This window comes from Streptomyces sp. NPDC059452 (assembly GCF_042750035.1).
GTDB lineage: Bacteria > Actinomycetota > Actinomycetes > Streptomycetales > Streptomycetaceae > Streptomyces.
Window position 1 is genome coordinate 87,150 of sequence record NZ_JBHYVE010000014.1, and the last position, 12,667, is coordinate 99,816.

General features: G+C 72.8%; 12 protein-coding genes. 10 read left to right on the forward strand and 2 right to left on the reverse strand.

What is annotated here, in order from left to right; translation table 11 throughout:
* The first annotated feature begins 66 nt into the window (after window positions 1-66).
* The 3 genes from ACFW9Z_RS19810 to ACFW9Z_RS19820 all read left to right on the forward strand — a co-directional run bounded on the left by ACFW9Z_RS19810 (window position 67) and on the right by ACFW9Z_RS19820 (window position 2,269).
* Window positions 67-603, forward strand: coding sequence for a GntR family transcriptional regulator (locus ACFW9Z_RS19810; protein WP_384642287.1), 537 nt, complete (start codon window positions 67-69; stop codon window positions 601-603).
* Window positions 600-1,385 (forward strand): GntR family transcriptional regulator, encoded by a 786-nt coding sequence (locus ACFW9Z_RS19815; protein ID WP_384642290.1) that lies wholly within the window; start codon window positions 600-602, stop codon window positions 1,383-1,385. Before ACFW9Z_RS19810 ends, ACFW9Z_RS19815 begins: the two co-directional genes overlap by 4 nt.
* A 116-nt stretch (window positions 1,386-1,501) precedes the next feature.
* Complete coding sequence (locus ACFW9Z_RS19820; RefSeq protein ID WP_384642292.1) at window positions 1,502-2,269, forward strand: HNH endonuclease family protein; 768 nt, start codon at window positions 1,502-1,504, stop codon at window positions 2,267-2,269.
* Window positions 2,270-2,284: 15 nt separating this feature from the next.
* Here ACFW9Z_RS19820 and ACFW9Z_RS19825 read toward each other — a convergent pair whose 3' ends face one another.
* Window positions 2,285-2,956, reverse strand: a complete 672-nt coding sequence (locus ACFW9Z_RS19825; RefSeq protein ID WP_384642295.1) for a hypothetical protein — start codon at window positions 2,954-2,956, stop codon at window positions 2,285-2,287.
* A 191-nt stretch (window positions 2,957-3,147) separates the two neighbouring features.
* On the opposite strand from ACFW9Z_RS19825, the gene ACFW9Z_RS19830 reads away from it, so the two are divergent.
* Window positions 3,148-3,894 (forward strand): N-acetyltransferase, encoded by a 747-nt coding sequence (locus ACFW9Z_RS19830; RefSeq protein ID WP_384642298.1) that lies wholly within the window; start codon window positions 3,148-3,150, stop codon window positions 3,892-3,894.
* Window positions 3,895-4,018: 124 nt separating this feature from the next.
* On the opposite strand, the gene ACFW9Z_RS19835 is transcribed toward ACFW9Z_RS19830, so the two are convergent.
* Window positions 4,019-4,738, reverse strand: coding sequence for a hypothetical protein (locus tag ACFW9Z_RS19835; RefSeq protein ID WP_384642300.1), 720 nt, complete (start codon window positions 4,736-4,738; stop codon window positions 4,019-4,021).
* A 199-nt stretch (window positions 4,739-4,937) separates the two neighbouring features.
* Between ACFW9Z_RS19835 and ACFW9Z_RS19840 the strand changes: the two genes are divergently transcribed.
* The 6 genes from ACFW9Z_RS19840 (at window position 4,938) to ACFW9Z_RS19865 (ending at window position 12,657) form a co-directional block, all read left to right on the forward strand.
* Entirely contained in the window at window positions 4,938-7,286 is a 2,349-nt protein-coding gene (locus ACFW9Z_RS19840; RefSeq protein WP_384642303.1) for an N-6 DNA methylase, read from the forward strand.
* A gap of 102 nt (window positions 7,287-7,388) precedes the next feature.
* Window positions 7,389-8,027 carry a hypothetical protein gene (locus ACFW9Z_RS19845; protein WP_384642306.1) on the forward strand — a complete coding sequence of 213 codons (639 nt, stop codon included), beginning with the start codon at window positions 7,389-7,391 and terminating at the stop codon, window positions 8,025-8,027.
* A 56-nt stretch (window positions 8,028-8,083) separates the two neighbouring features.
* Window positions 8,084-9,655, forward strand: a complete 1,572-nt coding sequence (locus ACFW9Z_RS19850; RefSeq protein WP_384642561.1) for a protein kinase — start codon at window positions 8,084-8,086, stop codon at window positions 9,653-9,655.
* 241 nt (window positions 9,656-9,896) lie between these two features.
* On the forward strand, window positions 9,897-10,553 hold the full coding sequence (locus ACFW9Z_RS19855) for a SurA N-terminal domain-containing protein (protein ID WP_384642309.1): 657 nt from the start codon (window positions 9,897-9,899) through the stop codon (window positions 10,551-10,553).
* Window positions 10,554-10,675: 122 nt separating this feature from the next.
* A complete protein-coding gene (locus ACFW9Z_RS19860) occupies window positions 10,676-11,491 on the forward strand; it encodes a DUF6042 family protein (protein ID WP_384642312.1) in 816 nt (271 codons plus the stop codon).
* 197 nt (window positions 11,492-11,688) lie between these two features.
* On the forward strand, window positions 11,689-12,657 hold the full coding sequence (locus ACFW9Z_RS19865; protein WP_384642315.1) for a nucleoside triphosphate pyrophosphohydrolase: 969 nt from the start codon (window positions 11,689-11,691) through the stop codon (window positions 12,655-12,657).
* Window positions 12,658-12,667: the final 10 nt, after the last annotated feature.

Sequence of the window (12,667 nt, forward strand, 5' to 3'; positions counted from 1 at the left end):
GGCCGACGTGCTTGCGGGGGTTGTCAGAGATCCGGGGCGGGGTCGTCGTAGGTGAAGGAGAAGGCCATGGGGGAAGATGAGCTGATCAGTACATCCGCTCGATACCTGGCGCCGTCCATCCCGGGTGATGCCTGGGGAGCCGAGGCGGCGGCGGCAGGACGGCGGGGTACGCAGAAGGTGGTGCGCGCCGGTGAAGTGGCCGCCCCGGACCGGGTGGCCGACCTGCTCGGCGTGGAGCGGGGCGGGCAGGTCGTCGAGCGGCGTCGCATCATGTATCTCGACGGTGAACCCTGCGAGTTGACCGACACCTACTACCCCGTGGGGATCGCCCGGGGCACAGGGCTGGCGGGCACGGCGAAGATCCGGGGCGGGGCCGTCCGGCTGCTTGCCGAACTCGGTTACGTCGGCACCCGGGCGCAGGAGGATGTCGCAGCCCGCATGCCGTCCGAAAATGAGCGGGCGTCACTGTCGCTCAAGGCAGACGAGCCGGTGCTTGAACTGACCCGGCTCACCCTGGACGCGCACGACCGGCCGATCCAGGCCGACGTGATGGTCCTGCCTCCCCGGGGCCAGCGACTGCGGTACGAGATCAGGATCGGATGACGGTGCGTGGACCGGAGACGGAAGAGGCGGACGGTCGCCCCCTGCACGAGCGGATCGCGGCCGATCTGCGGGACGACATCATGTCCGGGGAGCTGACTCCGGGGGACAGTCTTCCTTCGACCGCACAGCTGAAGGAGAGGTTCGGCGCCGCGAACGCCACGGTCCAGAAGGCTGTGCAGCGCCTCAAGAGCGAGCGCTTGGTGGTCGGACGGGCAGGCGCATCGGTGACCGTACGCGAACACCGCCAGCGCACGATACGGCCCGCCGCGTACATGGCACCGTCACCATCGGGAGAGCCGTACCGCTGGCTGGCCGAAGCGGCGAACTCCGGCGCACGTGCCCACAGCACGCTGCTGGACGTCACCGAGGCAGCCCCTCCGGCGGATGTGGCCGACGCGCTCGGGCTCCGGCCGGGCGGTACGGCCATCCTCCGCCACCAACTGCTGTCCATCGACGACGAGCCCGCCGAACTCGTGTCGTCCTACTACCCGCTGGACATCGCCGAAGGCACCGCGATCACCGGGCGCCGCCGGATCCCGGGAGGCACGCCCACCCTCCTGGCCTCCCTGGGGTACCCGCCCCGGCTCAGCGTGGACCGGGTCTCGGCGCGGGTCGCCACCCAGGACCAGTACCGCCTTCTCCGCCTCCCCGGCGACCTGCCGGTCCTACGCACCCTGCGCGTGGTGTTCAGCGACCATGACCGGCCGATCGAGGCCACGGTGATGGTCAAGGCGGGGCATCTGTACGAGGTGCAGTACGAGTTCACCCCGGGATCGGGCTGAACCCATGGGCGCCGAGCCGCCGACCGGCTGCGAGCCGCCCATGGGCGAGCGCCCGAGGGGAAGGGCGGCCCTAGGATTCTGGACGTTCCGCTCTCTCCCCGTCAGGACGGCTCCTCGTGCTCCCTCCCCGTACGCCCCGGGCCCGAGCAGCGGCCTTGTCCGCCCTCGGAGCCCTCACCGTGCTCGCCCTGGCCGGGTGCGGCCCCGACGGGCGTGCGGGCGGGAGCGGTGGCGGGGAGTCCGTCGACGGGTTCGGGGTCAGTCCGCTGGGCAATCCCGACGGTACGGGGCCGGGGCTCGCGCCCATCGTGGCGGACGGGGAGCGGGCCGCCGCGCGGGCGGTCATCGAGAAGGTCGCCACCAAGGGGCGCGGCCCGAAGACCGGGTACGAACGGAGCAGGTTCGGTCCGGCGTGGAAGGACGAGGTCGACGGCATTCCGTTCGCCCGGAACGGCTGTGACACCCGAAACGATCTCCTCGCCCGGGACGGGAAGGGCATCGAGCACCGGCCGGGCTCCGACTGCGTCGTCGTCTCGATGAAGCTGAAGGACCCCTACACGGGCGAGTCCATCGACTGGCGCAAGCGGCAGGCGGACCGGGTGCAGATCGACCATGTGGTGCCGCTGTCGTACAACTGGCAGATGGGCGCCGCCCGCTGGAGCGCGGCCAAGCGGCAGCGGATCGCCAACGACCCGCTCAATCTCCTGCCGGTGGACGGTCCGGCCAACAACGCCAAGGGTGACTCCGGCCCGGCCTCCTGGCTGCCGCCGTACAAGCCGGTCCGGTGCTCGTACGCGGTGCGGTTCGCCCAGGTCGCGCTGAAGTACGAACTCCCCGTCACCGCGCCGGACAAGCGGGCCATGCTCGCCCAGTGCGGGGGGTGAGTCGGAGGGCTGCTCCTAGACCTTGCCGCCGCAGATCACGTTGTACGGGCGGCCCATCGCCATCATCAGCTGCATCGGCTCCGTGGTCCCCGGCGGGCACTCCTCCTTCTCCTCGACGAGGTCGAGCACCTTGAAGGCGTCGGACCCCGCCTCGGCGCAGGCGATCTCCTTGGCGGTCGACGTGATGCAGTCGCCCTTCACCAACTGGCCGCCTCCGGCGCCCGCGTCCCCGGGGTGGTCATCGCTCAGGTTGCGGCCGCAGACGGTGTTGGTGGGGATGCCGCCGCCCTTTTTGTCGCCGCCGGAGCCGAAGACCCGGGAGACCTGGATGATCAGGTCCGTTCCGGCCGGGCACTGGATGGCGTTGGGCAGGATGCTCGCGCTCTTGATCTCCAGGGCCTTGAAGGTCGCCCCGGAGTCGTCGCAGTCGTACGCCCGGTAGCCGTCCGGCTTGTTCTCGGGGTCCGGCCCGCCGCAGTCGCCCACCTGCCACGAACCGCCCTTGCCGTCCGCGGCGGAGGAGGGGGAGGCCGAGGCGGAGGAGGACGAGGACGACGAGGAGGGCTCCTTGCCGAAGATCTTGAACGCGCCGTAGCTCAGACCGAGAAGCACCGCCATCACCAGCAGACTCTGCAGACATCCCGCGCCTCTCCGGGCGGGGCGGGGCGTGCTGCCGTTCGGGTTCATGGAACTGCTCCTCGTGGGACCGGGCGCGGGCGGTTCCCCGGCCGGACGGGCGGATGTCACGGCTGGGGACGCGGCATGGACACTTCATGGTTCCGGCCCGTCGGCGGCCCCCTGCGGGACGCCCGCCCGTAGGCTCCCGCCGCACCGAAAATGCCTGGTCACGGGGGTGTGGTGTGGTTAGGGTCCGTCGCATGGATCTGCACATCACCACGCTCGCCGAACGCCCCGAGCTCGCCGCCGCCCTGGACCGGATGCCGGACACCTGGCCGGAGTTCGTCCTGGAGGACATCGTCGGCTGGGCGAACTTCGGGCGGATCGCCGTCGAGTTCCCGCAGTACGTGCTCGTCGCCACCGACCCGGACGGCACCGTGGTCGCCCGCGCCTACAGCGTGCCCTTCGAGCTGAACGCCCCCGGGCGCGGGGAGCTCCCTGTCGGCGGCTGGGACCGGGTGCTGCTGTGGGCCTTCTCGGACCTGCGGCGAGGGCGGACCCCCGACACCGTCAGCGCGATCGAGATCACGGTCGCCACCGGCCACCACGGCAAGGGGTTCTCGGGCCGGATGCTGGCCGCGCTGCGGGAGAACGCCGGGCGGCTCGGCTTCGGTGAGGTCGTCGCCCCGGTGCGGCCGAGCGGCAAGCACCTGCGGGCCGCGCTGCCGATGGAGGAGTACGTCCGGCTCACCCGCGCCGAGGACGGGCTCCCGGAGGACCCGTGGCTGCGGGTCCACGTCCGGGCGGGCGGGGTCGTGGACTCGGTGGCCCCGGTCTCGATGACGGTGAGCGGGACGCTCGCGCAGTGGCGGGAGTGGACCGGGCTGCCGTTCGACGCGGAGGGGCCGGTGGAGGTGCCGGGCGCACTGGTGCCGGTGCACTGCTCGCCCGCCCACGGGTACGCGGTCTACACCGAGCCCAACGTGTGGGTGCGGCACCGGGTGTGAGGGGCGCGCCTTCGCAATGAGGCCGTTGCTGTGGGGTGCGGCCGCGGGCGCGTAACTCCGGTGCGCCGGAACCTGCGCTTCCCGGGGCGGAGCGTCCGGGTACTGCCCGCCGCCGAAGTGGACTTCACTGCTCCAGGTCGATGATGTCCTTTGCGGCGGGCTTCTTCGCCACGACCGGCTTGTCGAAGTCCGACAGGGTCATCGTCATCGGCTCCTTGCCGCCCTCGGACGCGATCTGGAGGAGGTACGGGGCGCCCTCGGTGGCCACCAGGAGCGTGAAGGTCTCCTTGCCGTCCTTCTCCGTCAGCCGCAGGGCGGGCTTGCCGCCGATCTCCGTCCGACCCGCCTTGCGCGCCTCGGTGTCGTTCGCCTCGAAGTCCTTCAGGAACCCCTTGAGGTCGCAGAACTCCGTCATGTCCTTGACGTCCGGGTCGGACGCCTCCAGCGCCATCCAGCGGCCTGCCAGCATCTCCACCGTCGCGTCGACCTCCTCCTTGGGCTCGCCCTTCCCTTCCGTGCGCAGCAGCGCCTCGTCGTACTTGGCGTAGACGGTGTCACCGGTCTTGATGATCTCGATGGACCCCTCCGCGCCCTTGGCGAGGGTTCCGGTGCACTCCCCGGACGTGCTGGTGGAGAAATCGGCCTTCAACGGGCCGTCCTTGGTGGTCATGTCGACGGAGAGCCGCAGCGACTGAGCCTTCTTGGTCGTCGCGAGCGCCTTGTTGGCGACTTCGGGGCCCGACAGGTCCCCGAACGGGCCGCTGGCGCCGGACCCGCAGGCGGCGAGGGCCAGGAGGGCCAGCCCACAGGAGGTGTTGACGGCGATACGGGTGACGAGACGCATGACGGAGGCTCCCGTGAATCGGTGAGGGTGATGATCGGATGGGTGAGCGAAGTAATAACAGCAGAGCCTGTGAACCGAGTCAACATGGTTCACGCGTGATGGGTCGGGCAACGCTGTTCCTGGGTGTCGTCCGAGTGAGTCGCTATGCTCGCGGTGCGGGGCAGACCGAGCAGCGCGGGCGAAGCGGGGAGAGAAGTCAGTGCCGGAGCAGGCGACAGAGGTGACCGCGGCGGGGATCGCGCGTCTCGCGGGTGTGGGACGGGCCGCCGTCAGCAACTGGCGGCGCCGCCACGCCGACTTCCCCCAGCCCGTCGGAGGCACCGAGACCAGCCCGTCCTTCGCGCTGCCCGAGGTGGAGCAGTGGCTCCGCGACCAGGGCAAACTCGCCGAGGTCCCGCTCCGCGAACGGGTCTGGCAGCTGGTCGCCGGCCACCCCGAGGGCGCGGTCACCGCCCTGATCCACACCGGCTGCGCCCTGCTGCTCGTCCGGTACCGGCCCACCACCTGGCTTGAGCTCGCCGCCGTCGACGACGAGCGGATGGCCCCCGTGCTGCCGCATGCCATGGAGGAGGTGCTCGGTGCCCGGCTCGGAGCGGACGCGGGGGCGCCGCCCCCCAGCGGGGCCCCTGTTCACACCGCTCCTCCTGTTCACACCGCACGCCCTGTTCCCGCCGATCACACCCCTCGCGCCCCTCGCACCGGGCCCGCCGAGCACACGGGTCACATGGGTCACACGGGTCACACAGGTCATACGGGTCACACGGATCGCCCCGCCCACTCCGCTCACACCCTCCGCCCCGTGCGCACCCCCTCCGCCGACGCCCTCCTCCCCTCCGTCCCGCTCCTCCGCGCCGCCGCCGAGCTGGCCGCCGGGATCGGGGCCGGGCAGACCTTCGAGTTCCTGCTCGGCCGGCAGCTCGACGCCAACCCGCGCCAGTACACGCTCACGCCCCCCGGCCTCGCCGAGCTGATGGCCGCCCTCGCGGAGAGCGGCAAGGAGACGGACCCGCCGGGCGGTGGCAGGAGGCCCGTCCGCAGCGTCCTGGACCCGGCCGCCGGTACGGGGACCCTGCTGCGCGCGGTCGCCGGGCCCGCCGAGCTCCTCGCCCAGGAGGCCGACCCCTCCCTCGCCGCGCTCACCGCCCTGCGCCTGGCCCTGCACGGCGACGGCCCGGCGAAGAGCACCCCCGCCCGGACCGTCCGTACCGGCGACTCGCTGCGCGCCGACGCCTTCCCGCACCTCGCGGCCGACACCGTGCTCTGCCACCCGCCGTTCAACGAACGCAACTGGGGCCACGACGAACTGGCCTACGACCCGCGCTGGGAGTACGGCTTCCCCGCCCGCACCGAGTCCGAACTGGCCTGGGTCCAGCACGCCCTGGCCCGCCTGCGCACCGGCGGCACCGCCGTCCTGCTGATGCCGCCCGCCGCCGCCTCCCGCCGCTCCGGCCGGCGCATCCGGGCCGACCTCCTGCGCCGGGGCGCCCTCCGCGCGGTGATCGCCCTCCCGGCCGGGGCCGCACCCCCGTACGGCATCCCGCTCCACCTCTGGGTGCTGCGCAAGCCGGGCGGCGAGCTCCGCCCCGTACCCGAACTCCTCCTGGTCGACACCACGGACCCCGCCGAACCCGGTACGACGGGAACGCCGACGCACGGCGGGCGCGACAAGCTCGACTGGCCCGCCGTGCGCGCCGCCGTGCTCGGCGCCTGGCGCGACCGGGCCGACCACCCCGGGGTCAGCCGCGTCGTGCCCGTCATCGAACTCCTCGACGACGATGTGGACCTGGCCCCGGCCCGCCATCTGCCGCGCCCCGCCGCCGGGGGAGGGGCGGCCGGTCTCGGTGACGTACGGGAACGTCTTGCCGACACCCTGCGCCTCACCGCGGACCTCACCCCGCCGCCCGCCGAGCTCTCCGCCCCGGCCCGCTGGCCGCTGACCACCGTCGGCGAACTCGCCCGCGCCGGAGCACTGTTGCTGCGTACGGGGACGGGGACGGGGACGGGTACGGGCGTCGGCGCCGGTACGGGTACGGGACCCGGCCCCGTCCTCACGGAACAGGACGTCCTCGCGGGCACGGCCCCCACCGGCACAGCCCCCACCAGCCCCGCGTCCTCCAGTCCTGCCCCCACCACCCCCGCCCCCGACGCCCCCGTCCTCCTTCAGCCCGGTGACGTCGTCGTGCCCGTCCTCGGTGGCGGTTCCGTCGCCCGGGTCGTCGACGAGGCGACCGCCGGTGCCGCGCTCGGCCGCAACCTCCAGCTCCTGCGCCCCGACCCGGCCGCCATCGACCCCTGGTTCCTCGCCGGGTTCCTCCGTGGCACCGCCAACAACCGGCAGGCCAGCAGCTACGCCTCCACCGCCGCCCGGCTGGACGCCCGACGCCTCCAGCTGCCCCGGCTGCCGTTGGCCGAACAGCAGCGGTACGGGGAACAGTTCCGCGCCCTCGCCGCGTTCGAGGACGCCCTGCGCACGGCGGGACGGCTCGGCGGGCAGCTGGTCCGGGGGATGTACGACGGTCTGACGGACGGTACGGTCACGCCCCGGTGACCTCATAGGCAACGGTTGGGCACAACCGGGGACGGTCTGTCGGCAGCGGTGTATACGCTCACTGCACACGTCCGACTCACGTTCGCCTCCCAGGAGCAGCACATGCACGGCTACGGCTACCCGCCGCAGCAGCCGCCGACGTCCCGGCCGTCCTCGGGAACGCTCACCTGGCTGCGCGTGATCTTTGTCGCGCTGACCGTGCTGAGCTGCGGTTTCCTCGGGTGGGCGGCGATGCTGAGGCTCGCGATCGTCACCCGCAAGGCCCGTGACTGGTGGCTGCTCGGGGTCGTGTTCGTCCTCACGGTCGGCCTGCTCGCCTACTTCGGCTCCCTCCCCGAGGGGGAGGAGGAGCTGACGGACGCCCAGGCGGGGATCGGTGCCGTCTGGCTCTTCGTGCTGCTGGCCGGCGTCGTCACGTACTACCTGGTCATGGACATCCGGCATTTCTCGGCGCCGGTACAGGGACCGTACGACAGCCTGCGCCGGACCCCCGTGCCCAACGTGATCCCGTACGGGCCGTCCGCCACCCACCAGGCGCCCGCCCACCACCAGGCGCCCGTCCGGCCGCAGCACACCACCCCGGCCCCGGTCCAGCCCCCGACCCCGAACCCGTACACCGTCCAGGCCCCGCCCCCCACCCCCGCGCCCCAGCGGCTCGACCAGGTGCGGGCCGAGCTGGACGAGCTCAGCGACTACCTCCGTAAGGAGAACAAGGAGAGCAAGGAGGGCGAGGGCCGGTGAGCGGGCGGATCATCGCCGACCGGTACGAGCTCGCCACCATCCTCGGCCAGGGCGGCATGGGCCAGGTCTGGACCGCGTACGACCAGCGCCTGGACCGCCGCGTCGCCGTGAAGCTGCTGCGCCCGGACCGGGTCGCCGGGCCCACCGGCAGCGACGCCGCCGACGAGCTGCGCCGCCGGTTCGTCCGCGAGTGCCGGGTCACCGCGCAGGTCGACCACCCCGGCCTGGTCACCGTCCACGACGCGGGCAGCGACGGCGACGACCTCTACCTCGTCATGCAGTACGTGGAGGGCGCCGACCTCGCCGATCACCTGGCCGAGCAGGACCCGTACCCCTGGCCCTGGGCCGTCGCGGTCGCCGGGCAGCTCTGTGCCGTCCTCTGCGCGGTGCACGCCGTGCCGATCGTCCACCGCGACCTGAAGCCCCGGAACGTGATGGTCCGCCCCGACGGCACCGTCACCGTCCTCGACCTGGGCGTCGCCTCCGTCCTCGACACGGACACCACCCGCCTCACCCACACCGGTTCACCGATCGGCTCCCCGGCCTACATGGCCCCCGAGCAGGCGATGGGCGGCGCGGTCGGCCCGTACACCGACCTGTACGCCCTCGGGGTGCTGCTGCACGAACTGCTCAGCGGGGACGTGCCGTTCGCCGGGTCCACCGCGCTCGGCGTGCTGCACCGCCACCTCTACGAGGCCCCGACGCCCGTCCGCCGCGCCCGCCCCGAGATCCCCGCCGCGCTGGAAGCCCTCGTGCTGCGGCTGCTCGCCAAGGACCCGCAGGAGAGGCCCGCCTCCGCGCAGGAGGTGTACGAGGAGCTCGCCCCGCTGCTGCCCAAGCAGGGCACTCCCGCCGGACCGCTCGACCCGACCCGTCCCTTCCTGCGCCCGCACGCCCCCTGGCCGGACCGGGCCGCCACCACCCCGGCCACCGCGCCCGTCCCCGTACCGCCGCAGGCCCAGCCCGGTGCGACGCCCTGGCCCGCCGTCGCCTCGCTGCTCTCCCCGGCCCCGCCGCTCCCGGCGCCGACCTCCTTCACCCCGCCGCCGCCCGCCCGGCCGGATGTCGCCCGGGCCGTGGACGAGGTCAAGAAGCTGCTCGGCGAGGGCCGCATCACCCAGGCCGTGGACATCCTCGGCTCCATCCTCCCGGCCGCCGCCGCCGAGCACGGTGAGCACTCACCGGTGGTCCGCATCCTGCGCAAGCAGTACGCGGCGACGCTGATGGACGACGGGCAGTACCGCCGTGCCCTCCCGGAGCTGCGCCGCCTCGCGGAGGACCGCACCGCCGAGGCCGGACCGGCCGACGGCCAGGTCCTCCAGTTCCGTTACGACGCCGCCCAGTGCCTGGAACAGCTCGGCGAGGCAGCGGCGGCGCTGGGGGAGTACCGCGCGGTCCTGCCCTTCTACGAGAACGCCTACGGGCCCGTCACCACCGACCCCGGCCGGGCGCTCGACATCCGCCACCGCATCGGACAGCTCCTGCTCGCGGTCGGGGAACACACGGCGGGCCGGGCCCAGCTCCAGGCGCTGCTGTACGATGCCGAGCGCACGTACGGGCCGCACCACCCGCTCCCGGCGGACCTGCGCCGCCGCCTCAGCCACCAACAGGACGTGCGGGGCGGCTGACCACGGGGCCGGAGGGGCGGGGCGGGTGATCAGAGTCCCGGCGGCTGATCAGGGTCGCGGTCACTGATCAGGGTTCCGGTCGCTGATCAGGGTCCCGGGCGACTGCCCCACATCCCCAACTCCTCCCGGATCGTTGGTCGAATCAGTTGGGCGAATCAGTGGCACCGATCACATCCACTGCCTACCATCGATCACCGCAAGGCTTGTGCACCGATGCACAAACTCTCCCCGGGAGGCTCCTTTGCACCGCCGTCGTCGCACCGCGCTCGCCGTCTCCGCCGCAACCCTGCTCGCGGCCCCACTTCTGGCCGCCTGCGGCAACGAGGCCCACCCCGGTGCCGCGGCCGTCGTGGGCGGCGAGCGGATCGAGGTCTCGGCGGTCCAGGCCCGGGCGGCCGACGTCCGTACCGCCCAGGAGAGTTCGCCCGAGGCGGCCCAGCTGGTCAACAAGTCGGGCCAGCTCAACCGCGCCAAGCTGCACGGGCTGATCTTCGGCCGCGTCCTGGACAAGGCCGCCGAGGACGCCGGGGTCACCGTCACCCGCAAGGAGATCCAGGACGCCCGGACCGCGAGCAGCGCCCAGGCGGGCGGCGAGGAGCAGTTGCGGGCGATGATGCTCCAGCAGCGCTGGGTCGCCCCGGACCAGATCGACGGCGACATGCGCCAGGAGGTCCAGCTGCCGAAGCTCGCCGAGGCGCTCGGCGTGGACCTCGGCACCCCGGCCGGACAGCAGGCCGTCGGCGAGGCGCTGACCAAGGCGTCGAAGGCGCTGGACATCGACGTCAACCCGCGCTTCGGCACCTGGGACGACCAGAAGATGCAGCTCGGCAACTACCAGGCGCCCTGGATCAGCCAGGTCACCGAGTTCGCCCCGCAGGATCCGCAGGCGGGCGCCTGAGCAGGCGTGGAGCCTTCGGCCGTCCTCCGAGGAACAGCCGTTCTTCGAGCTTCGAGAAAGAGCCGTGAACGGCTGAGAACGAGACAGAGCCGTGAGCGGCTGAGAACGAGAAAGAGCTGTGAATGACCGAGAACCCGCCCGCGCCCGGCTCGGGCCGGGACCTGGCGATGCACAACGGCTGGTGGGACGCGGGCTGGGAACACGTCCTGCCTCGTCAGGGCTTCCCGCTGACGATGCTGATCGGCACCGCGAGCCAGCCTGATTTCACCGGTTCCCTGGACGACCTCCTCCAGGAGGCCTTCGACGGGCACTGGCACATGATCGGCGGCGATCTCGACGGCCCGCTCACGTTCTCGTGGTCCGATACGGAATGGGACTACGAGGAGGCGCCGGAGGGGCGCGAGGCATACGAGGCGGACCAGTGGGAGAAGTTCGGCGCCATGCTCACGGCCGCAGGCTTCCCGGTGCCCAGGACCGTGCGGGAGCTGTCCGAGCTCTACTTGATGTTGGGCCTGGCGAGCCGCGAGGAGACACCGGCCGGTACCCGGTGGTCGATGCCCGACGTGCTGCCGCTCCCCGGTGACCTGCTGCCTCTGGACGCCGAGGTCACCGAGCGGCTCGACCGGATCCGGTGGACGACGCGCACCGGCCCGCTCGTCGACGGGCTCGTCCACCACCTGGCCGAGGAGCTCGGCGGACCGGAGGAGACGCTCACCTCCCTGGACCGCCTGGCGGCCGCCACCGGCCTCGATGCCGACGATGTACGCATCGCGCTCGCGGAGCTCGTGGAGTCCGGTGACGCCCAGGTGCGGCGCGGGGAGGAACAGGCCGACGCGGAACGGCTGGAGGCGCACCGGCGCTTCCGCCTGATCATGGACTGGGATCACTTCTACGAGAACCGGGTGAGGCTGATCGCAGCTCCGGCGGCCGGTGAGTGAGTCCAGGGGCTGTGACTGAGCTCAGCGGCCCGTGACTGAGCTCAGCGGCCCGTGACTGAGCCCAGCGGCTCGTGACTCAGTCCAGCGGTCCGTGACTGAGTCCGGCGGCCCGTGACTGAACCGGGCCCGTGCCGGAAGGGAGGGGGCGCCGCCGCCCGCGCGAGCACGGTGTCCGGCGCTCCGGGTAGGTTCGCCGGGTGAACGCTGAAGCCCCCGGCGACGCCGGCCGTATCGTCCTGCTCACCGCCAGCCACCGGGTCGCCCCCGGGCTGCTGTCCTGGTCGGCCTGGCAGACGCTGCACGCCGCCGACCAGGTCCTGACCGCCGACCCGGACCACCCGCAACTGCCCTACCTCCGCGAGGCGGGCGTCCGCGCCGAGCACGCGGCGCCCTCCGCCGACGAGTTGGTGGACGCCTGCGCGGGCGGCCGCACGGTCGTTGTCCTGGTCGGCGGCGAGGGCGACAGCCGGCTGACCGACGGGCTGGCCCGGCTCGGCGGCTCCGGCCGGGTGGCCATGCCGGACCTGGAGCTGCTCCCGGGCTCGTACGACCTGCCCGGCGCCCGCCTCCTGGACCTGGTCCAGGTCATGGACCGGATCCGCCGTGAGTGCCCCTGGACCTCGCGGCGGACGCACAAGGGCCTCGCCAAGTACGCCATCGAGGAGGCGTACGAGCTGGTCGAGGCGATCGAGGACGGCGACCGGGACGAGCTGCGCGAGGAGCTCGGGGACGTACTGCTCCAAGTCGTCTTCCACGCGCGCATCGCGGAGGAGGATCCCGAGGAGCCCTTCGACGTGGACGATGTGGCGGGCGGGCTCGTCGAGAAGCTGATCCACCGCCACCCGCACGTCTTCGGCGACGAGACCGCCGAGACCCCGGAGGACGTCCACGCGCACTGGCTGCGCACGAAGGCGATCGAGAAGCAGCGCACCTCGGTCACCGAGGGCGTCCCCCTCGGCCAGCCGGGCCTGGCCCTCGCGGCGAAGCTCGGCAGCCGCGTCCGTACGGCCGGACTCGACGTCCCCCTCCCGTCCGGCGACACCATCGGTTACGAGCTCCTCGCCCTCGCCGTACGCGCCGAGGCGGCGGGCACCGACCCGGAGGCCGCCCTGCGCGCGGCGGCCCGCGCCTACCGCGACGCGATCGTGGCGGCGGAGGGCCGGTAGGCGGGGGGTG

Excerpts from the sequence above, each read along its gene's own strand:
- ACFW9Z_RS19845 (WP_384642306.1), top strand. The coding sequence starts at position 7,389 with ATGCACGGCTACGGCTACCCGCCGCAGCAGCCGCCGACGTCCCGGCCG.
- ACFW9Z_RS19825 (WP_384642295.1), bottom strand. The coding sequence starts at position 2,956 with ATGAACCCGAACGGCAGCACGCCCCGCCCCGCCCGGAGAGGCGCGGGA.
- ACFW9Z_RS19835 (WP_384642300.1), bottom strand. The coding sequence starts at position 4,738 with ATGCGTCTCGTCACCCGTATCGCCGTCAACACCTCCTGTGGGCTGGCC.
- ACFW9Z_RS19830 (WP_384642298.1), top strand. The coding sequence starts at position 3,148 with ATGGATCTGCACATCACCACGCTCGCCGAACGCCCCGAGCTCGCCGCC.
- ACFW9Z_RS19810 (WP_384642287.1), top strand. The coding sequence starts at position 67 with ATGGGGGAAGATGAGCTGATCAGTACATCCGCTCGATACCTGGCGCCG.
- ACFW9Z_RS19850 (WP_384642561.1), top strand. The coding sequence starts at position 8,084 with ATGGGCCAGGTCTGGACCGCGTACGACCAGCGCCTGGACCGCCGCGTC.
- ACFW9Z_RS19815 (WP_384642290.1), top strand. The coding sequence starts at position 600 with ATGACGGTGCGTGGACCGGAGACGGAAGAGGCGGACGGTCGCCCCCTG.
- ACFW9Z_RS19860 (WP_384642312.1), top strand. The coding sequence starts at position 10,676 with ATGACCGAGAACCCGCCCGCGCCCGGCTCGGGCCGGGACCTGGCGATG.